Annotated in this window: 14 protein-coding genes and 1 pseudogene; 5 read left to right on the top strand and 10 right to left on the bottom strand. The window is 59.1% G+C overall.

Annotated elements, in window-relative coordinates; all coding sequences use genetic code 11:
• Window positions 1-119: 119 nt before the first annotated feature.
• Both EDF75_RS09250 and EDF75_RS09245 read right to left on the bottom strand, forming a co-directional pair.
• Window positions 120-1,574, bottom strand: coding sequence for an AMP nucleosidase (locus EDF75_RS09250; protein WP_045859415.1), 1,455 nt, complete (start codon window positions 1,572-1,574; stop codon window positions 120-122).
• A 132-nt stretch (window positions 1,575-1,706) separates the two neighbouring features.
• Window positions 1,707-1,952 (bottom strand): histidine kinase, encoded by a 246-nt coding sequence (locus tag EDF75_RS09245; protein ID WP_133598697.1) that lies wholly within the window; start codon window positions 1,950-1,952, stop codon window positions 1,707-1,709.
• 182 nt (window positions 1,953-2,134) lie between these two features.
• Here EDF75_RS09245 and EDF75_RS09240 point away from each other — a divergent pair, with 182 nt between their 5' ends.
• Window positions 2,135-3,682: an alpha/beta hydrolase gene (locus EDF75_RS09240; protein ID WP_133599428.1), complete on the top strand. Its 1,548-nt coding sequence runs from the start codon at window positions 2,135-2,137 to the stop codon at window positions 3,680-3,682.
• On the opposite strand, the gene EDF75_RS09235 is transcribed toward EDF75_RS09240, so the two are convergent.
• Complete coding sequence (locus tag EDF75_RS09235) at window positions 3,674-4,606, bottom strand: nucleoside recognition domain-containing protein (protein WP_133598695.1); 933 nt, start codon at window positions 4,604-4,606, stop codon at window positions 3,674-3,676. The genes EDF75_RS09240 and EDF75_RS09235 overlap by 9 nt on opposite strands.
• A 225-nt stretch (window positions 4,607-4,831) precedes the next feature.
• Here EDF75_RS09235 and pagP point away from each other — a divergent pair, with 225 nt between their 5' ends.
• On the top strand, window positions 4,832-5,407 hold the full coding sequence (gene pagP, locus EDF75_RS09230; RefSeq protein WP_133598693.1) for a lipid IV(A) palmitoyltransferase PagP: 576 nt from the start codon (window positions 4,832-4,834) through the stop codon (window positions 5,405-5,407).
• 27 nt (window positions 5,408-5,434) lie between these two features.
• On the opposite strand, the gene EDF75_RS09225 is transcribed toward pagP, so the two are convergent.
• The 3 genes and pseudogenes from EDF75_RS09225 to EDF75_RS09215 form a co-directional block, all read right to left on the bottom strand.
• The gene (locus tag EDF75_RS09225) at window positions 5,435-6,400 is read right to left on the bottom strand and encodes an acyltransferase (protein ID WP_133598691.1); all 966 of its coding nucleotides are present in this window, start codon (window positions 6,398-6,400) and stop codon (window positions 5,435-5,437) included.
• Window positions 6,397-9,459 (bottom strand): efflux RND transporter permease subunit, encoded by a 3,063-nt coding sequence (locus EDF75_RS09220; RefSeq protein ID WP_133598689.1) that lies wholly within the window; start codon window positions 9,457-9,459, stop codon window positions 6,397-6,399. The genes EDF75_RS09225 and EDF75_RS09220 overlap by 4 nt, the downstream gene beginning before the upstream one ends.
• Window positions 9,459-10,528: pseudogene (locus tag EDF75_RS09215) on the bottom strand (efflux RND transporter periplasmic adaptor subunit). Before EDF75_RS09215 ends, EDF75_RS09220 begins: the two are co-directional and overlap by 1 nt.
• Before the next feature lie 532 nt (window positions 10,529-11,060).
• Here EDF75_RS09215 and EDF75_RS09210 point away from each other — a divergent pair.
• Window positions 11,061-11,492 carry a universal stress protein gene (locus EDF75_RS09210; RefSeq protein ID WP_045859401.1) on the top strand — a complete coding sequence of 144 codons (432 nt, stop codon included), beginning with the start codon at window positions 11,061-11,063 and terminating at the stop codon, window positions 11,490-11,492.
• 50 nt (window positions 11,493-11,542) lie between these two features.
• Complete coding sequence (locus EDF75_RS09205; RefSeq protein WP_133598687.1) at window positions 11,543-14,230, top strand: cation-transporting P-type ATPase; 2,688 nt, start codon at window positions 11,543-11,545, stop codon at window positions 14,228-14,230.
• 30 nt (window positions 14,231-14,260) lie between these two features.
• On the opposite strand, the gene EDF75_RS09200 is transcribed toward EDF75_RS09205, so the two are convergent.
• Entirely contained in the window at window positions 14,261-15,178 is a 918-nt protein-coding gene (locus EDF75_RS09200; RefSeq protein WP_133598685.1) for a LysR family transcriptional regulator, read from the bottom strand.
• Between the two features lie 104 nt (window positions 15,179-15,282).
• On the opposite strand from EDF75_RS09200, the gene EDF75_RS09195 reads away from it, so the two are divergent.
• The gene (locus EDF75_RS09195) at window positions 15,283-16,383 is read left to right on the top strand and encodes an aldo/keto reductase (protein WP_133598683.1); all 1,101 of its coding nucleotides are present in this window, start codon (window positions 15,283-15,285) and stop codon (window positions 16,381-16,383) included.
• Between the two features lie 91 nt (window positions 16,384-16,474).
• Here the strand turns inward: EDF75_RS09195 and otnI are convergent, their stop codons facing one another.
• The 3 genes from otnI to otnK are packed head-to-tail and all read right to left on the bottom strand — an operon-like array spanning window position 16,475 to window position 19,144.
• Window positions 16,475-17,257, bottom strand: a complete 783-nt coding sequence (gene otnI / locus EDF75_RS09190; RefSeq protein ID WP_133598681.1) for a 2-oxo-tetronate isomerase — start codon at window positions 17,255-17,257, stop codon at window positions 16,475-16,477.
• A gap of 2 nt (window positions 17,258-17,259) precedes the next feature.
• Window positions 17,260-17,883: a 3-oxo-tetronate 4-phosphate decarboxylase gene (gene otnC, locus EDF75_RS09185; RefSeq protein ID WP_133598679.1), complete on the bottom strand. Its 624-nt coding sequence runs from the start codon at window positions 17,881-17,883 to the stop codon at window positions 17,260-17,262.
• Window positions 17,876-19,144 (bottom strand): 3-oxo-tetronate kinase, encoded by a 1,269-nt coding sequence (otnK, locus tag EDF75_RS09180; RefSeq protein WP_133598677.1) that lies wholly within the window; start codon window positions 19,142-19,144, stop codon window positions 17,876-17,878. The genes otnC and otnK overlap by 8 nt, the downstream gene beginning before the upstream one ends.
• Window positions 19,145-19,346: the final 202 nt, after the last annotated feature.

Below are 19,346 nucleotides of genomic sequence, written 5' to 3'. Positions count from 1 at the left end.
ATGAAGAGATAGCCTTTCGGCCTCGGGAGGTGGCGTGCGGCGACCAGAGGGAGGGGCGTTTCTCGACGTTAAAGCCCCCGGGCGCCGGGTTGCGCCCAGGGGAGTACGGGGAAGGGAAGCTAGCGGAAAGGCGGCTCGTTGAAGGTGCGCAGCTTGCGCGAATGCATATGATCGCCTTCGGCCCGCAGGAGGTCGATGGCCTTAATGCCAATCTGCAAATGCTCTGAAATCGCCCCTTCATAAAAACGGTTGGCCTGGCCGGGGAGCTTTATCTCACCGTGCAGCGGCTTATCAGAGACGCACAGCAGCGTGCCGTAGGGGACGCGGAAGCGGTAGCCCTGGGCGGCGATAGTCGCGCTTTCCATATCAATCGCGACGGCGCGGCTGAGGTTGAAGCGCAGCGCCGAGGCGGAATAGCGCAGCTCCCAGTTGCGGTCGTCGGTAGTGACTACCGTCCCGGTGCGCAGCCGCTGCTTAACTTCTTCGCCCGGCATGCCGCTGATCTGCTTGGTGGCGTCGTACAGCGCGCGCTGGACCTCGGCGATGCTGGGGATCGGGATATCCGGCGGCAGCACCGCATCGAGCACGTGGTCGTCGCGCAGATAGGCGTGCGCCAGCACGTAGTCGCCGATGGTCTGGCTTTCTCGCAGGCCGCCGCAGTGGCCAATCATCAGCCACACGTCCGGGCGCAGCACCGCCAGATGATCGCAGATATTCTTGGCGTTAGAAGGGCCAACGCCGATGTTAATCAAGGTGATCCCCTGACCATCTTTGGTGATCAGGTGCCAGGCGGGCATCTGATGCTTTTTCCATGCCAGGTCGGACACGGCCTGCTCCGGCGCTTCGGTATCGGCGGTGATCCAGATCCCGCCGGCGCAGGAGAGCGCGATATAGGGGCTGTCGGGATCGAGGATCTGGCTGCAGCCCCAGCGCACGAACTCATCCACGTAGCGGGTGTAGTTGGTGAACAGGACGTACGGCTGGAAATGGTCGACCGGCGTGCCGGTGTAGTGGCGCAGGCGGGCGAGGGAGAAATCGACGCGTCGGGCATCGAAGTGGGAAAGCGGGTGGTTTTCGGTCGGGTGGAATATCCCGTCGGCGGTTTCATCGCCAATCTGCGACAGCTCGGTGGTCGGGAAATGGCGGGTCAGGCCCGCGCTCATCGAGCGATCGAGGGTCAGCGCGGAACCGTCGATCACGTAAGGGTAGGGAATTTCATGCTGCGAAAGCCCAACGCTAATGTGCGCGCCGTAATCCTCATACAGCAGGGTCAGCTGTTCGAGGAGGTAGGTGCGAAAGAGCTTAGGATTGGTAATGGTGGTGGTGTAACAGCCGGCGTGGGTGAAGCGGCCCCAGGCGCGGGTTTTGAGGGCCTTGTGATCGGCGCCATCCCAGGAAACGGACAGCAGCGGATAGACAAACAGCCCCTGGGCACGGACGCTCTCGTCAGGGAGCACGTTGTGGTTGATGTACTCGCCAATGGCTTTACGTAGCGCATTGACCGACTGCTCATACTGCGTTTCTAGCTGACTCAGCGCTTGTTCCGGGGTCAGACTGGCGGCCTTGTGGTTCATCGTTCGCTCCTTGTTTCAGGTCTGCTGACGTGTTCGATAGTATGTCACAGACCGAAAAGAGCGAAGGGGAATTTCACCGGCTGAGCGATGAAAATACTGCAAATAGAAACAGTTGGTGATTATTACTGGCGGCTATTCGGCCCTGGAATGCGCGCTATCTGCCCAGCGCTCGGGGCTGAAGTGCGTTGCCTTTTGTACCCTGATAGTCACCGCGGGGTCGTCGTTGATGCGGTAGCGGGCGTTCGCCAGCGGCGTGAGCTTATCGCCGATTTTTAAGCCGCAGCGGCAGGGTTCAATCTCGGCAATGATCAGCAGCTGGCCGCTTTGTAAAACCACGCGGGTCGTTGCGGTGCAGACCTTTTTTACCCACCACTCCATCTCTTTCTCTCTGGCCTGTTATATTCCCGGCGATAATTGTCTTTTGCTCCGCTTCTGACAATAAGAATAGCCTTTCGGTTTAGTCTATGTTTAAAAAGCGTCTCGCAGGCTTTAGTCACACAAACACCAACGCGCCAATGCGCCAACGGTCGTCATATACGGCAAAGAAAATGGACAGCAATATGGCAATGATGCGCTTTACCCGACACCTGAATAAAGCTGGTTTAAAAGTCGCCTCGCTGGTGAAAAAAATCGCCGTGGGCCTGCTTATCGTGATTGGCGTTTTTTTTGCCGGACGTATTTATGAAACCCAGCGCGGGCCTGCGCTGCATTCGTGGCATACCTGGTCCGCCGATGAAATGTCGGCGGCTGAGATTGACCGCACCACCTTTGCCGGATATCTGGCGCGGGAGGGGGCTATTTTTCAGCAGATGAAAACCCAGCTGACGGATGCGCTTCCAGATAATGAAAAAACGCCGCTCAACCGTTTTTATGCCCAAAGCGAGGTCTACCCGGAGAAGTTTCAGCCTAACTGGAACCGCTCCTTCGTGCTGCTGCCGGAGGGAAAGCCGCGCGGCACCGCGGTACTGCTGCACGGGCTGACGGACTCGCCCTACAGCGTGCGCTATCTGGCAAAAGCCTATCAGCAGCAGGGATTCGTGGCGGTGGTGCCGAGGCTGCCGGGACACGGCACCGCGCCGGGATCGCTGACCGCCGTTGACTGGCAGGCGTGGATGGCGACAACGCGCCTGGCGGTGCGCGAAGCGACGCGGCTGGGCGGGCCGCAGGTACCGCTACACGTGATCGGCTACTCCAACGGCGGCGCGCTGGCGCTGAAGTATGCGCTCGACGCGCTGGATGATAACGCTCTGCCCGAGCCGCAGCAGATAGTCCTGCTGTCGCCGATGATCGGGGTGACCGCGTTTGCCCGCTTTGCCGGGCTGACGGGGCTGCCGGCGGTGTTCCCGGCCTTTGCCCGGGCGGCATGGCTGAACGTGGTGCCGGAGTTTAATCCTTACAAGTACAACTCGTTTCCGGTGAAGGCGGCCCGGCAGTCGTGGCTGTTAACCCAGGCGCTGCAGGAGCAGATAGTCCAGGCCTCCCGCAGCCGGCGGCTTGCCGCGCTGCCGCCGGTGCTGACCTTCCAGTCGGTCATGGACTCTACGGTGAGCACCCGGGCGGTGGTTGATTCGCTGTATCGCTACCTGCCGCAAAACGGCAGCGAGCTGGTGATTTTTGATATCAACCAGGCCGCCAACCTGCGGGCGCTGTTTCGTCCCGCGCTCTACTCTGCGGTCAGCGCGCTTCTGCCGCCGGCGCCGCGGCAATATAGCACTACGGTGATTACCAACGCCTCGCCCACTACCTATGAGACGGTGGCACGCACCACGCCGGCAGGAGAAAAAGAGGAGCGGGTGACGCCGCTGAACCTTGCGTGGCCGCAGGATATGTATTCGCTTTCGCACGTGGCGGTGCCGTTCCCGCTGAACGACTCCCTGTACGGCCGCGAGCCGGCGGAGAAGAATCGTTACGGCATCAGCATCGGTACGATTTCGCTCCGGGGAGAGACCTCCAGCCTCAGCGTCGGGCTGGATACGCTGATGCGCGTGACCTCCAACCCGTTTTTCCCGTTTATGATGGCGCGCATTGACCAGCGCATCGGCTGCGGCTTCCAGCCTGATATGCGGGCCTGCCTGCAGCCTGAAGCGCGGGTTGAGGCCTCAAAATAGCGAGACGTGCATCAGGGTGCGAACCGCGATGCCAACCATGGCGCCAGGCGCAACAAAGCGGAACAGGCGGACAAACCGCGAGCTGACGCCAAGAAAAATGCCGATTCCCGGCAGATCGAAGGTTTGAATCAGCAGCCCGGCGGAGGCGTTAATCTGGCTGGCGGTGACCTTGCCCTGCTGAAGCAATTCAGAGATCACGCCAAAGTAGGCCGTGCCGCCGGCCACGCATTTGACCAGCGCCGGCAGGACGAAGTTTTCCGGGATATGCAGCCACAGCAGCAGCGGCATCAGCAGGCGCTGCAGCATATCAATCAGGCCAGCAGCCTGCACCAGCCCGACGATGGTGAGCGACAGGATCAGCATCGGCACCGCGCCGAGGGCCAGACGAATTGCGTCGGAGCCGGCGCTGTTGATAACGGAAATGATCCCCTGGCTAGTTTGCTCCGCGTTGGGTAGCGCCTCCGCGCGGGCGTTTTCGACGGTCGACAGCCGGCGGCCGGTGAAATACCAGGTTGCCGCAGCCGCGCACAGCCCGCCAACAATCGAAATGATTATCGAGGCCATCCAGTGCAGGCCGAAGGGGGCGAGGGGATAGAAGACGTTGCCCTGGCCCATGGCAAAGACCATCGCCAGGGTTGCGGCCATCTGCCGGTCAGAGACACCGCGTTTATCCATAATCGACAGGGTTGCCAGCGGGGCGGCAAAGCTGACGAAATTCATCTGAATCAGGGCAAAAGCGCTCATCCCGGTTAAACCAAACGGCTTGAGCAACGGCGCCACCCAGCGGACGATAACGTCGAGCACCCCGCGAACTTCCAGATACTTCATGATGATCAGCATCACTACCATAATGGGTAGCAGGGTATAAAGCGCGACGTTAACCGAGGATTTCCCCGCCGACATAATAATGCTTATGACATCCATTTATTTTTCGAGCACCGCCTGCAAAATCACTAATTAGCGTCATGATAATCCCCGCTGTCGCGAAATGATACGCTTTGCCGCGATTGGCAACCGCCCTGGCGGTTGTTATATATACTGATCATAAGGTGCGCGTATCACCGGTAAAATGCCGCCACGACATTTGCAAAGCGCGGTTATTATTCTCAGAATGAACACCCAGTGGAAATTATCTATAAGGAAAAGCCTATGCCACGTTGTCGGCTGATAGTATTGGCAGCCCTGATTATTTTTGCCTCTGCGGCGCGGGCTGAAAAGGGCGTTTACGGCGAGCAGCGCATCAGCGGCTGGTGGGACTGGTTAAAAAATGATGTTTCGCAAACCTGGAATGAGCCGCAAAACTATGACCTGTATCTGCCGTTTCTCAGCTGGCACAACCGCTTAACCTACGATAAAGAGAAAACGGATAGCTACAACGAGATGCCCTGGGGCGGCGGCTTCGGCTTCTCTCGCTACCACGATGACGGCGACTGGAGCTCGCTGTACGCCATGATGTTTAAGGATTCGCATAACGAGTGGCAGCCCATCATCGGCTACGGCTGGGAGAAGGGCTGGTATCTGGATAGCGCCCGCGATTTCCGCCTCGGGCTCGGGGTGACCGCCGGAATTACCGCGCGCGATGATTTCGCTAATTACGTGCCGCTACCGATTATCCTGCCGCTGTTTTCCGCAAGCTATCAGCGGCTTAGCGTGCAGTTTACCTATATTCCCGGCACCTATAATAACGGTAACGTCCTCTTTGCCTGGCTGCGCTATGGTTTTTAAACCCGGCGCCAGGCCGGGCCGCAAGGCTTAAAGGGTGATCAACTTTTTGGCGACCGGGTTTGATAGCACCAGCATTGAAATCAATACCGAGGCGACAAACGTCAGGGCAATCAGCATTAATTTTGTGCTCAGCGAACCAATCGGGATAAGGGAGCTCAGGAGATGAAAAACGGAGTAGTGGAGGATATAGACCCCGGTCATCGTTTTGCTGATTGCCGCCAGAATGCTCTCTTTAAACTCGCTGTTTTTACGAAAACGAACGCCGTTGGCCGCAATAACCAGCGCCACCACCAGAATATAAATTTGCGAACCGGTGAGCAGGAACGCATTTCTGTCGGCCTTAAACAGGGCGAAAAAGAAATGGCGCTCGTAAAACCAGGTGAAAAGATAAATAAACGGTATGGCACACATCGCGGCTTTTACCACTTTATCGCGAGTCAGCCAGCGCACGACCATTGGATCGTTAAACAGCTGGCCGGTTAAATAGAACAACAGCCAGGTCCACAGGCGATACTGCGGCGCCAGGCTTAGCACGTGAACGTCGGGATAGAGTGCCGCCAGCAGATCGTAGCTGTAGGAGAACAGCAGCAGGGCAAACACCGCGCTAAAAAAGATCCTTCTGCGCAGGCTTAGCCACTCGACCAGCGGGTGGAAGGTATAGATCACAATAAAGGTGAAGACGAACCACGGCTGAATCAGATAGCCGCGCTGGTAGGGCTCAAAGAGGTAGTAAATCGTCATCCAGAAAAGGAAGACGATCACCACGCTTTTAATTTTGCCCATCTGCCAGCGCTCGCTGTGCCGGGACTGGGCGTCGAGATAGCCCGCCACCACAAAAAACAGCGGGGTGGCGATGGTCGAGACAAACGTCAGAAAGCCGAGGATCCAGTGATAATCGTAATCATACAGATCCCAGGTGTTATAGATGGTAAAGAACGTTACCGCCGTCATGCATCCCAGCGTTTTGATAATATTTAACCCGGTGGTGTTCATTGTGCTTGCTGCATATCCTTAGGGTGGAAACAGGCGTAAATAACCGGCAGAACCAGTAGCGTCAGGATGGTCGCAAAACCCAGTCCAAACATGATAACAACCGCCATGCTCTGGAAGAAGACGTCCAGCAGCAGCGGCGCCAGCCCGAGCACGGTGGTGAAGGCCGTGAGCAGTATAGGGCGTAAGCGCGAGGTTGCGGCATAGATAATTGCCTGGTGCTGCGGCTTTTCCTGCTTCTGCTGTTCAATCTCTTCCACCAGCACGATGCCGTTGCGGATAAGCATGCCGCTCAGGCTGAGTAAACCGATCAGCGCCATAAAGCCGAAAGGTATGCCGGTAATTAAAAAGCCCGGGGTTACGCCGATAAGCGCCAGCGGTACGGTCAGCCAGATGGCGACCGCATTTTTCAGCGAGCTGAACATCAGCACGGTGATGACAAACATCACCAGATAGCCGAGCGGCAGGGTAGTGAAGAGCCCCTGCTGCGCTTCGCTGGAGTTCTCGGCATCGCCTCCCCACTCAATGCTGTAGCCGTGCGGCAGGCTAAGCGCGTTAATCTGCGGCTGCACCCGCGCCAGAATATCCCCCGAGGTTTGGTTGCTCAGAGGGTCGGGGTCGGTCATCACCGTGAGTACGCGGCTGCGGTCGCGGCGCAGAATCAACGGATCTTCCCATTCAAGGGTAAAGTCGCTGACCACGTTGCTCAGCGGAATGTACTGCTGCCGGCTCTGGCTCCACACCAGCACGTTGTTGAGATGGTTAGCATCCTGACGTTCGGCGGCCGGCGGACGGACCACCACCGGCAGCAGATCGGCGCCTTCGCGGTACAGCCCGACGCGGCTGCCGGTGAAGTTCATCTGCAGCGCGCTGTCGATATCCTGTTTATCCACCCCCAGCTCGCGCCCGAGGGTGGTCGAGTACTGCGGTCGGATGGTTTTACTGCGGTTCTGCCAGTCGTTACGTACGCTGCCGGCGGCCGGATCCGCGGAGAGGATGGTGCTCACCTGGCTGGCTATCAGCCGTAATCTGTCGGGATCGGGGCCTTTGATGCGCACCTCGATCGCGCTGTCGCCGGACGGACCGAACATCACCCGCTTGCTGCTGGCGTTGACCTGCGGATAGTTGCGCGCAATATAGGCGTCAACGTGGCGCGTGAGGGCGTCGATGCTGCGCCGGTCGTCCATGCGCACCATAATCTGCGCATAGTTGCTGTACTGCCGCTGGCCGCTGTAGGTGAGGATAAAGCGCATGCTGCCCTGGCCGACGGTAGCGATGGTGGTGACGACCCCGGGCTGGCCGTTAATTGTCGTTTCGATATCGCTGGCCATTTTTTCGGTTGCCGCAATATCGGTACCGTAGGGCAGCCACAGGTCAACGAAGAAGATCGGCGTGTTTGATGAAGGGAAAAAGTTCTGCCGCACCGAACCGAATCCCCAGATAGCGCCGCCCAGCAGCGCCGCCATCAGCACGAGGGTGATGGTTTTGCGCATCAGCAGGGCGTTAAGGATCTGCTGATAGCTGCGGTAAAAGCGCCCGCGGTAGGGGTCGGCCTCGGCGGCCGGCGCCGGGGACGCCGCGCCTTTAAACAGCCACCATTTGATCAGCACCGGGGTGATGGTCAGCGCCGAGAACCAGCTGAGCATCAGGGAAATTAACAGCACCTGGAACAGCGATTTACAGTACTCCCCCGTCGAGTCCTGCGACAGGCCGATCGGCGCGAAGGCGAGGATCGCAATCACGGTCGCCCCCAGCAGGGGCAGGGCGGATCGGCGGATAACGTAGTTAACGGCGGTCAGCAGCGTCGATCCCTGCTGGCGGGCAATCAGCACCCCTTCGACGATGACGATGGCGTTATCGACCAGCATGCTGAGGGCGATAATCAGCGCCCCCAGCGAAATCCGCTGCAGCTCAATGCCCCACAGGTACATAATCAGCAGCGTACCCAGCACGTTAAGCGCCAGCGAGAACGCGATAATAATGCCGCTGCGCACGCCCATGAAGATCAGCAGCACGCCGACGACAATGGCCAGCGCCATCAGGAAGTTGGTGATAAAGCCGCTAACCGAGTGGCCGACTTCGGCCGCCTGATCGTAGAACAGATCGATTTTTATCCCGGCGGGCTTTTCCGCCGACATTTGCTCAAGCCGCGCCTCCAGCGCGTGGCCAACGTCGATGACGTTGACGCCGGGGATGAACGAAACCCCCATCGTCACCGCCTGGCGACCGTTGGCGTGGTAGATGCTGGAGGGCGATTCGCTCAGCCCGCGCGAGAGGGTGGCAATATCCCGCAGCCGGGTCGTTGCCCCGGTACCGTGGGGGTTGATGGGCAGATCGCCCAGCTCGTCGAGATTGTCAAATTCCCCGGTCGGATGCAGGCGAATGGACTCGCTGCCGGATTTGATCTCCCCGGCGCTGGAAACGACGTTCAGGCGGCTGAGAATGGCGGAAAGCTGGTTCAGCGTAATGCCGCGGGCCGCCATTTTGGGCAGCGAGATATCAATATTAATTTGCTGCGGGATCGCCCCGCCGATGGCGACCTTGCCGACGCCGGGTACCAGCACCAGCTCCCGGCGCAGCTGTTCGGCATAGCGGACCAGCTCCGGATTGGTAAAACTGTCGCCGGAAATGGCAAAGAAGAAGCCAAACACGTCGCCGAAATCATCGTTTACGAAGGGGGCAACCACGCCGGGCGGGAAGAGCCGGGCCGCGTCTCCTACCCGGCGCCGCAGCTCGTCCCATATCTGCGGCAGCTCGCTGGAGTGATAGTTCGAGGCGATGTTGACGGTAATCTGCGACAGCCCGTTGGCGGAGATGGAGCTGACGTTATCGAGGTAGGGTAGCTGCTGCAGGGCATTTTCCAGCGGCAGGGTGACCTCCTCCTCAACCTGCTGGGCCGAGGCGCCAGGATAGTGGGTAATGACCACGGCGGTTTTAATCGTAAACGCCGGATCTTCCAGGCGGCCGATATTGAGCAGGGCGAAAATACCGCCCACGCCCAGCAGCAGAATGGTGAGCCAGACGCGAACGGGATTATTAATAAACTGGCGGGATATATCCATTAAAGGCCTCGTTCACGCGTCCAGATTCGAACCGGCTGCTGCGCATGCAGTTCGCTTACGCCGGCTGCCACTACGCGCTCGCCGGCGCTGAGCCCGTCGGTAATGACCACCCCCTGGGTTGTCACCTGCCCGACGCTCACTTTGCGATCCTCAAGATGCAGCTGCTCGCCATCGCCTTTAATCACCCACACGTGCGGCTCGTTGCGCTGGTGACTATCGGGATTGAAGACCGCCTCAACCGGCACCACCAGCGCCTCGCGGCCGGCGTTGGCGGGGAGGTTTGCCAGGTTAACCGTCACGGTGCCGCTGACGCCGCCGACCGTCGGGAAATCGGCCGGGCGTGGCATGGTCAAAATCACCTGCCAGGTGAGGGTGCTATTGTCGCTGCTGCCGGAATGCTCTTTGTACTGCGCGGTGAACTGGCGGTCCGGCAGGGAGTTGATTCTGACGATCGGCCGATACTGGGCGTTGCGAATATCAAAGGCGCTAAACAGGTTTTCCGGGATGCTAAAGACCACGTCGAGCAGATCGGTACGCGTCAGGGTCACCACGGTCTGCCCGGCGGCCACCACCTGATGATTGCGGACCGGGACGCTGGCCGCCACCCCGCTAAAGGGCGGCCGAGCTCTTCGCGGGCAATTTTCAGCGCGGCGTTAGCCGAGTCGCGGCTGGCGCGCTGAACGTCCATTTCCGCTTTTGAAATAGCCTGGCGGCCGGCGAGGGTCTGGAAGCGATCGAACTGCCGCTGGGCGAGCGTGGCGGCGGTTTGTCGTTCATTGACGCGCTGCTGGGCTTCGCGCGCGTTGAGGCGGGCGAGGACCTGCCCTTGCGCAACGTTCGCGCCTTGCCGAACCTCGAGCGACTCTACCTGGCCGCCGCGTTTAAAAGAGAGCTCCGTGGAGTCCCCGGATTCGATGCGTGCGGGGAAAACGCGCTGCTGTGAATCACCTACCGCGGTCACCTCAGCGGCTTTCACCATCCGCGGCAGCGGCGTAACCTGCGGCGCTTTCTGGTCGCAAGCTGTTGTTATTAAAATAACAACAGGAATGAGAGAAAAATAACGGTTCACTGTATTCCCCGCAGAGCTAAGAGATTTATTTTACATATTAGTTACAAACGTCGGACTTATTCAGCCAGGGCAGAGACGACGACATAGGTGAATAATCCTGTAGCCGTACAGGCAATTATTGCCAGGGCGATAAACAGGCTCAGGCGAAACAGACTATAGCCAAACATCGTTCCTCCTTTGGTACTGGTTATATTGTAAGTAGATTCTTATCTACCTAATTACTGGGTGGTTTTCAGAAGCGCCAGGGCCCCTGATAATGAGCATAGTCGTAGAAAAGCGGAAAGGTTAAAAAGAGTAAAAATTGCCCTTATGTCGACGGTTTAGCGGCGTTTTCAGCCGAATTGTCTGAGGCGGGCTATCTCCGTGATATTTTTCAATATATTAATTGGCGGCTTAATCATGTTAACCGTCGTGTGCTACGTTTAATCATACCGACTTCTGTGCCAGCTTTGTTCCTGAGATTTTTTCCTCAACGCGTCTCGTTGGGGAGCTATTCGCGATCTATTCTATTGGTAACAAAAGGATTGTCTGTATGTATAAAAATATTCTGGTCCCGGTTGATGTCTTTGAAATTGGCCTTGCCGACAAGGCGCTATCCCACGCTCAGTTTCTCGCGCAGAGCTCTGCCGGGAAAATTCACCTGGTGCACGTAAATCCTCTATTTTCCCCGGCGCTGACGCGCGGATTTATTTCCGATGCGCGAAAAATGGAAGACTATCTTGTTAAAAATTCTCAGGAAAAACTTGCTGAGCTCGTCAAAAAGTCGGGCCTGGCGGAAGGTGACGTTGAGATTCACGTTCGCAGCGGCAACGTTCGTGACGAAGTGACGAAGCTGGCCGACGAGCTGCAGGCGGATGTGGTGATCGTTGGCTCACGCAACCCCAATATTCAGACCCATTTGCTGGGTTCTGAGGCGGCCAGTATCGTTCGTTATGCTCACGTTCCGGTATTCGTTGTGCGTTAAGGGCGGCCTGATGCTGTTCTGATTTCCGTTACAGGAGTGAGGAGATAACTATGAGTACAGACAAACCGGGCGGCCCGTTCTACAAGCTCTCCGTCGATGAAACCCTGTCCAGCACCAACAGCTCCCCCGAAGGTATTAGCAGCGCAGAAGCGGCATCGCGACTCCAGCAGTACGGCGAGAATGCGTTACCGCAAAAGGCGGGTAAACCCGCGTGGCTGCGCTTCCTGGCCCATTTCAACGATGTTCTGATTTACGTCCTGCTGGCAGCGGCGCTGCTGACCGCGGTCATGGGCCACTGGGTCGATACCCTGGTGATCCTCGGCGTCGCGGTGATCAATGCTCTGATCGGGCATATTCAGGAAAGTAATGCGGAAAAATCGCTGCAGAGCATTCGCAATATGCTGTCCAGCGAAGCGGTGGTGATCCGCCAGGGGAACCATGAAACGATTCCGACCACCGCGCTGGTGCCCGGCGATATCGTGGTCATCCGCGCGGGCGACCGCATTCCTGCCGATCTGCGGGTTATTGAAGCCCACAACCTGCGCGTGGAAGAGGCGATACTCACCGGCGAGTCGACGGTGGTTGAGAAAAGCACCGAGGCGCTGAGCGGTGAACTTCCCCTCGGCGACCGCACGAACCTGCTGTTCTCGGGGACCACGGTGAGCTCCGGCGGCGGTAAAGGCCTGGTGGTGGCGACCGGCGGGGATACCGAGCTGGGCCATATCAACCAGATGATGGCGGATATTGAAAAGCACCGCACGCCGCTGCTGGTGCAGATGGACAAGCTCGGGAAAGCCATTTTTATCATTATTCTGGCGATGATGGCCGCGCTGTTTGTCTTCAGCCTGCTGTTCCGCGATATGCCGGTTTCGGAGCTGATGCTCTCGCTGATTAGCCTTGCGGTGGCGTCGGTGCCGGAAGGGCTGCCGGCGATCATCTCGATTATTCTCTCTCTGGGCGTGCAGACCATGGCCCGGCAGAAGGCGATTATCCGCAAGCTGCCGACCGTTGAGACCCTGGGCGCGATGACCGTCATTTGCTCGGATAAAACCGGGACGCTGACCATGAACGAAATGACGGTCAAAGCCGTCATTACCGCGGACACTATTTACCGGGTCGAAGGGGATAGCTATGAGCCGGTCGGTAATATCCATCCGGTAGATGATTCCGGGCCGGTGGTGGTGGCGCCGGGTACGCTGCTCGAGCGCTATCTGCGGACCATTGATTTATGTAACGACAGCCAGCTCATCAAGGATGAAAGCGGATTATGGAAAATTACCGGCGGCCCGACGGAAGGGGCGCTGAAGGTGCTGGCGGCGAAGGTGGCGCTGCCGGCGGTGGCAACCGAGCTGCGCGGCAAAATTCCTTTCGACTCGCAGTATAAATATATGTCGACGCTCTACCGCATCGGCGACGAGGAGATGATTTTAATTACCGGCGCCCCGGACGTGCTGTTCCGACTCTGCCAGCAGCAGCAGACCGATAGCGGCCTGCAGCCGCTCGATCAGCCGTACTGGGAGGCAAAAATTGAAGAGTACGCGCGGGAAGGGCTGCGCATGGTGGCGGCGGCGTGGAAGCCTGCGGCCAGCGGGCAGACCGAGCTGACCCACCAGGATTTGCAGCAGGGGGTGATTCTTCTCGGCATTGCCGGGATGATGGATCCGCCGCGTCCGGAAGCCATTACGGCGATCGGCGACTGCCTGCAGGCGGGGATCCGCGTGAAGATGATCACCGGCGATCACCCGCAAACGGCGATGAGCATTGGGCAAATGCTGGGCATCGGCAACGCCGGCACCGCCATTACCGGGCGCGAGCTTGAGGTAATGGACGACCAGCAGCTCAGCGAAGCGGCGCAGAAGTTTGATATTTTCGCCCGTACCAGCCCGGAGGATAAATTCCGCCTGGTGCAGGCGCTGCAGAGTAAAAAAGAGGTGGTCGGGATGACCGGCGACGGGGTGAACGATGCCCCGGCGCTGAAGCAGGCCGACGTTGGGATCGCCATGGGCATCAAGGGGACCGAAGTGACCAAGGAAGCGGCCGATATGGTGCTTACCGATGATAACTTCGCCACCATCGCCAGCGCGGTCAGGGAAGGGCGGCGGGTATACGATAACCTGAAGAAAACCATCCTCTTTATTATGCCGACTAACCTGGCGCAGGGGCTGTTGATTATTATTGCCCTGCTGGCGGGGAATTTAATTCCGCTGACCCCGGTGCTGATCCTGTGGATGAACATGGCGACCTCGGCCACGCTGTCGTTTGGCCTGGCGTTTGAGGCCGGCGAAAAGAACATCATGAAGCGTCCGCCGCGCGATCCTAAGCTGCACGTTATGGACGGTTTCGCTATCTGGCGGGTCATTTTCGTCGGCTCGATGATCGCCGTGAGCGCCTTCGTGCTGGAAGCCTGGCTCCAGCCGCGCGGCTACTCGCCGGAGTTTATTCGTACCGTCCTGCTGCAAACGCTGGTCACCGCCCAGTGGTTCTATATGCTCAACTGTCGCGTCGCCGACGGTTTCTCTCTGAGCAAAGGATTACTGGCCAACAGAGGTATCTGGATCGTCAGCGGCGTTCTGCTGGTGCTGCAGCTGCTGATCATCTACGCGCCGTTTATGCAGATGCTGTTTGGTACCGCCGCGCTGCCGTTCCGCTACTGGGTGATCACCTTCATCATCGGCTTTGTGATGTTCCTGATTGTCGAAATCGAAAAACCGTTAACCCGGAAATGGCGTACGTCCTGACGGGCGGAAAGCAGGGTTAAAACGCACCTTTCAACTTAAGGGGGCAGGCCGTTCGGTCGCCCCCTTCCAGCGTAGCGTATCGATGAGCATCCGTAGCGCCGGGCTGACCCGGCGGTTCGGGTAGTAGAGATGACAGCCGGGAATGCGGGGGCACCATTCGTCAAGGACGGAAATAAGCCTGCCGCTCGCCAGCTCCTCCGCCACTTCGTGTTCTAAAAGCATCCCTAATCCTGCTCCCGCTCTTACGGTGGCGGAGGCCAGAACTCCATCGTTAACGATCAGCTGACCTTTAATCCGGGGCTTTATTTCGCCCCCCTGATTCTTAAATACCCATGGCATTATTTTCCCCGTGCTAACAAGGCGGTAGTTAACACAAATATGCTCTTCCAGATCCTGCGGCGACGCGGGCTGCGCATGTCGCGCAAAATATCCCGGCGTTCCGACCACCAGGGCGCGGATATCCGGCTCAATGCGTACCGCAACCATATCCCGCTCCACCGTTTCACCGAGGCGTATACCGGCATCGAAACCGTTAGCTACGATATCGACGAGGCGATCGTCGACGATGACCTCCACCGATATCTGCGGATATTCCAGCAAAAATGCGGGGAGCTTAGAGGCGAGAACGGCGCGCGCGGCGTAGTGAAAAACGCTAAGGCGAATCAGGCCAGAAGGGGTGTCTCGCCCGTGAGCCAGCGTTTCCAGCCCCTCAGCCAGGCTCGCCAGAGCGGGTTCCAGAGTCTGCAACAGCTGCCTCCCGGCGGCCGTGGGCGCCACCGAGCGGGTGGTTCGGGCAAGCAGGACTACGCCAAGCCGCTGCTCCAGTGCGCGCATCGCGTGGCTGAGCGCCGAGGGGGACAGCCCTAGCTCTGCGCCGGCGCGAGTGAAGCTGCCGGTTCTCGCCACGGCGGCAAATGCCGCCAGATCGTCAAGGTCACCGCGCTTCATTGCTGCACTCCTTTCATAAGGCTTTGTCACGTCGGGGGGCTAGTCCTGCCGGCTTTCCCCTTCATACTGTGACTTTTCAGTTGGCATATTGAGGAGAGAATATCATGGATATGACCCGCTACCGCACGCTCGGCCGTTCCGGGCTCGCGGTGAGCCCGCTGGCGCTCGGTACGATGACGTTTGGCGCTGGCCGCTGGGGCGTTGACGAAACCGGGGCGCGGGCTATTTTTGACGCTTACGCCGCCGCCGGAGGAAATTTCGTGGACACGGCAGATGTGTATGCCGGCGGAAATAGCGAAATAATGCTGGGCCGCTTTCTGGCCAACAGCGGCAATCGGGAAAAGATGGTGATATCGACCAAATCCGGCTTCCCGCGACGCCAGGATACGCCTCTCGCCGGCGGTAATTCCGCGCGGAATATCCGCAACGGCATTGAAGGCTCTCTTAAGCGGCTTGGCACTGACTATATTGACCTCTTCTGGACCCACGTCTGGGATATGACGACGCCCGCGCAGGAGGTGCTTCGGGCGTTAACCGATGCCGTGCGGCGCGGCGATATTCTCTACTATGGCTTTTCTAACGCGCCCTCATGGTACGTGGCGCAAATCGCCACGCTGGCCGCCGCGCAGGGGCTGCCGCAGCCTATCGGCCTGCAATATTCATACTCGCTCATCGATCGCGGAGTGGAGCTGGACATACTTCCGGCCGGTAACGCTCTCGGCCTGGGGCTGGTGGCCTGGAGCCCGCTGGGCGCCGGTTTGCTGACGGGAAAATACGGAAGGGAGAAGCTTGCCGATGCGGGGCCCGCCGGTCAGCTGCCTAACCGTTCAGGAGAGTCCAGCGGCGGAAGCAGCGGGCGTCTCAATGGTGATAATCCCTTTGGTGGGCTGCTCTTTACCGAGGCGAACTTCCGCATCGTCGATACGCTGCGCGATGTTGCCGGCGAAGTCGGCAGGCCGATGGCGCAGGTCGCGCTCTCCTGGGTTGTCCGCCGTCAGGGAGTTTCTTCCGTTTTGATCGGGGCGAGCAGGGTCGAGCAGCTTCAGGAGAATATTGCTTCACTGGATATCGTGCTGTCGGCCGACCAGCTCTCGCGCCTGGACGCCGTCGGGCAGCTTCCGGCGCTGAATCCCTATTTCATTTTTAATCTCCCGCGGGAGCGCATCTTCGGTGGGCACGCCGTCGAGCCGTGGCAGGGGCCTTAGAGCTACCGAGGAGCGGTATGCGGGTTCGAAAAGCCTCTGCTGGCTACCGGCCGCCCGTGGTGGAGCATTCGCCCTGAGGAGCCGACTCGCCTCAGGGCTGGCGCCAGGGCGCCAGCCAGCCGAGGCCGCTTTCCGTGCTCGCCCGCGGCTGATACTCACATCCCACCCAGCCGCCGTAGCCGAGGCTATCGAGCAGCGCAAACAGCCACGGATAGTTCACTTCGCCTTCGTCCGGCTCGTGCCGATCGGGTACCGAGGCAATCTGGATGTGGGCATATTGTCCGGCGTAGCGGCGGAGCAAATGGCTCAGATTGCCGTCCACCTGCTGCGCATGAAACAGATCCAGCTGCAGCTTTACGCTGGGCCGGTCGGTCCTGTTAACAATATCCAGCGCCTGATACTGGCTGGAGAAGAGATAGCCCGCGCGCGTTTGGGGGCTGAGCGCCTCAACCAACAGCTGGATATTATCGCCGGCAGCCCGTTCTGCCGCGTAGCGCAGGTTTTCAATGAAGGTATCGATACAGGCGGATGGCGCGCAATCGTCGGGGATGACGCCGGCCATCACGTGCACGGCAGGGCAGCTCATCGCCCGCGCATACGTCAGCGCCCGGTCGATATCGCGTCGCGCTTCGGCTTCCCGGCCGGGCAAGGCCGCGAGCCCCCATTCGCCTTTATCAATAGCGCCCGCGGGGGTGTTAAACAGCACCACTTTCAATCGCGTTCGCCGTAAAACGGCCTGCAGCACGCTGATATCGTAGTCATAGGGGAACAGGAATTCGACAGCCTCAAACCCGGCGCCGGAGGCCGCGGCAAAGCGTTCGATAAACGGCAGCTCTGTAAACATCATTGACAGGTTTGCGGCAAATTTCGGCATCTTCAGCTCCTCAGGGCGGCAATTTCGGCGGGCGTCAGGTAGCGTATTGGCCGATCGCCGAGGGTAAAGATCAGGCGCGCGGTCTCTTCGAGCTCCTCCAGATTATCCGCCGCTTCACGCAGCGTCTTGCCGCTCACCACCGGGCCGTGATTGGCCAGCAAAAAGGCGTTGTGATTGGGCGCCAGCCTGGCCAGATGCTCACCGATTTGCGCGTCTCCGGGACGGAAGTAGGGAACCACGGGGACGTTGCCCATTCTCATCACCACGTAGGGCGTAAACGGGCGGATGCAGCTCTCCGTATCGAGATTTTCCAGGCAGGACAGGGCCGTCAGATACAGGCAGTGCAGATGCACAATTGCCTTGCACTGCGGATTATTCAGGTAAACCGCACGATGAAAGCTGACCTCTTTCGACGGCCTGTCGCCGGAGAGGTGCTCGCCATCCAGCGTCACTTTAGAGAGGCGTTCGGCCTCCAGTTCGCCGAGGCAGGAGCCGGTTGGCGTCGCAAGAATTGTCTGGTCATCCAGCAGTACCGACAGATTACCCGCGGAACCGGTGGCGTAGCCGCGCTGGAAAAACGAGCGCCCCAGGCTGACCAGCGCCGCGCGCGTTTGAGATTCATTCATGGGTAAACTCCTGCTGCGAACGGGCAAAAAAGTTTTCATCGCCGAAGTTGCCGGATTTCAGCGCCAGCGACAGCGGGCGATCGGTCGCTTTCACCCAGGGTATGCCTGGCGAAATCATCGGACCAATGTGCAGCCCCTGGATCCTGAGCGCCTGGGTCACAACCCCGGAGGTTTCGCCGCCGGCGACGATAAATCGCTGAATCCCCTTGTCCGCCAGCAGCGGAACCAGCCGGGCAAAAAAGCGCTCGATGGCCTGGCTGCTTTTCTCGGCACCGTGCTGCTGCTGAATGCGCTGCAGCGTTTCGGCCTCCGAGGTGGCAAATACCATCGGGGCCAGAGGGGATGCGCCCTGCGCTAATACCCACTGGCATACCTCGGCGGCATAGCCGTCGCCGTCCTCCAGGCAGCGGGCCACCTCCAGCGCAAAATAGGGGGCCTGAGGCCGATAGCGGGCAACCTGGGCGTTGGTCATGGTGGAGCACGAGCCGGAAAGCACCACCGCCGGTCCCGGGACGGGCGCGCCTCGCTGCTGGCTCTCTTTTGCCGGATGCGAGGCGGAAAAGCGGCGGGCAACGCCAATCGCCAGCCCCGAGCCGCCGGTTATCAGCCGCAGATCCTCGGTCGCCGCCGCCTGCAGCAGCAGGTCATCTTCGCTGACGGCATCCATAACCACATAGCGGATCTCCTGCTGGCGCAAGCGATCCAGCTGCTGGCGCACGCTTTCGCGGCCCTGGCGCAGGGTAGCCAGCGGGATCAGCCCGGCGCGTCCCGCCGACTGTTGCTCCATCAGGCGGATCAGGCTGCTGTCGCGCATCGGGGTCACGGGATGGTGACGCATGCCGGATTCGGACAGCAGCTGCTGCTGAACAAACAGGTAGCCCTGATACACGGTGCGGCCGTTTACCGGCAGCGCCGGAGAGATAATGGTCTGGGTCTCCTCGAGCTCAGCCAGCAGGGCGTCGGTGACGGGGCCGATATTACCTTCGGCGGTACTGTCGAAGGTTGAGCAATATTTAAAGTAAAAGCGCTGACAGCCCCGCTCTTTGAGCCAGCGCAGCGCGGATAGCGAATCATCGATCGCGCGCTGCGTCGCGCAGGAGCGTGATTTCAGACTAATCACAATCGCATCGACATCGTCCTGCAGGGGATGCCCGGCCGGTATCCCGTTGTACTGAATGACCGACATACCGTTTTGTGCCAGAAAGCTGGCGATGTCCGTTGCCCCGGTAAAGTCGTCGGCAATTACGCCCAGATAGATCATATATCCCCCTGCCGTTAAGCGCGGCTGTCACAGTTTTTTGGCCATCATATGTGAAAAAATACCATTCATCACGCTTATTTTTGTTAAATGTGAACATTGATGCGGGTGTTTTTGCACATTAATCACATTAATTAACATTTTTAGGCGGTCATTTCCCTTGCCGGTGTTAAAGTGCGTAATTACCCGAGTGGCGCAGGCGTAA

Source organism: Klebsiella sp. BIGb0149 (assembly GCF_004362605.1).
Classification (GTDB): Bacteria; Pseudomonadota; Gammaproteobacteria; order Enterobacterales; family Enterobacteriaceae; genus Klebsiella; species Klebsiella terrigena.
Note: the sequence above shows the minus strand (reverse complement) of the source record. Positions and strands in the feature narration are given on the sequence as shown.

Bases quoted from the DNA above. Each gene is read 5' to 3' on its own strand.
- EDF75_RS09225 (WP_133598691.1), bottom strand. From the start codon at position 6,400: ATGAACACCACCGGGTTAAATATTATCAAAACGCTGGGATGCATGACG.
- EDF75_RS09220 (WP_133598689.1), bottom strand. From the start codon at position 9,459: ATGGATATATCCCGCCAGTTTATTAATAATCCCGTTCGCGTCTGGCTC.
- EDF75_RS09235 (WP_133598695.1), bottom strand. From the start codon at position 4,606: ATGGATGTCATAAGCATTATTATGTCGGCGGGGAAATCCTCGGTTAAC.
- EDF75_RS09195 (WP_133598683.1), top strand. From the start codon at position 15,283: ATGGATATGACCCGCTACCGCACGCTCGGCCGTTCCGGGCTCGCGGTG.
- EDF75_RS09210 (WP_045859401.1), top strand. From the start codon at position 11,061: ATGTATAAAAATATTCTGGTCCCGGTTGATGTCTTTGAAATTGGCCTT.
- EDF75_RS09240 (WP_133599428.1), top strand. From the start codon at position 2,135: ATGGCAATGATGCGCTTTACCCGACACCTGAATAAAGCTGGTTTAAAA.
- EDF75_RS09205 (WP_133598687.1), top strand. From the start codon at position 11,543: ATGAGTACAGACAAACCGGGCGGCCCGTTCTACAAGCTCTCCGTCGAT.
- otnC (WP_133598679.1), bottom strand. From the start codon at position 17,883: ATGAATGAATCTCAAACGCGCGCGGCGCTGGTCAGCCTGGGGCGCTCG.
- EDF75_RS09250 (WP_045859415.1), bottom strand. From the start codon at position 1,574: ATGAACCACAAGGCCGCCAGTCTGACCCCGGAACAAGCGCTGAGTCAG.
- pagP (WP_133598693.1), top strand. From the start codon at position 4,832: ATGCCACGTTGTCGGCTGATAGTATTGGCAGCCCTGATTATTTTTGCC.
- otnK (WP_133598677.1), bottom strand. From the start codon at position 19,144: ATGATCTATCTGGGCGTAATTGCCGACGACTTTACCGGGGCAACGGAC.
- otnI (WP_133598681.1), bottom strand. From the start codon at position 17,257: ATGCCGAAATTTGCCGCAAACCTGTCAATGATGTTTACAGAGCTGCCG.
- EDF75_RS09245 (WP_133598697.1), bottom strand. From the start codon at position 1,952: ATGGAGTGGTGGGTAAAAAAGGTCTGCACCGCAACGACCCGCGTGGTT.
- EDF75_RS09200 (WP_133598685.1), bottom strand. From the start codon at position 15,178: ATGAAGCGCGGTGACCTTGACGATCTGGCGGCATTTGCCGCCGTGGCG.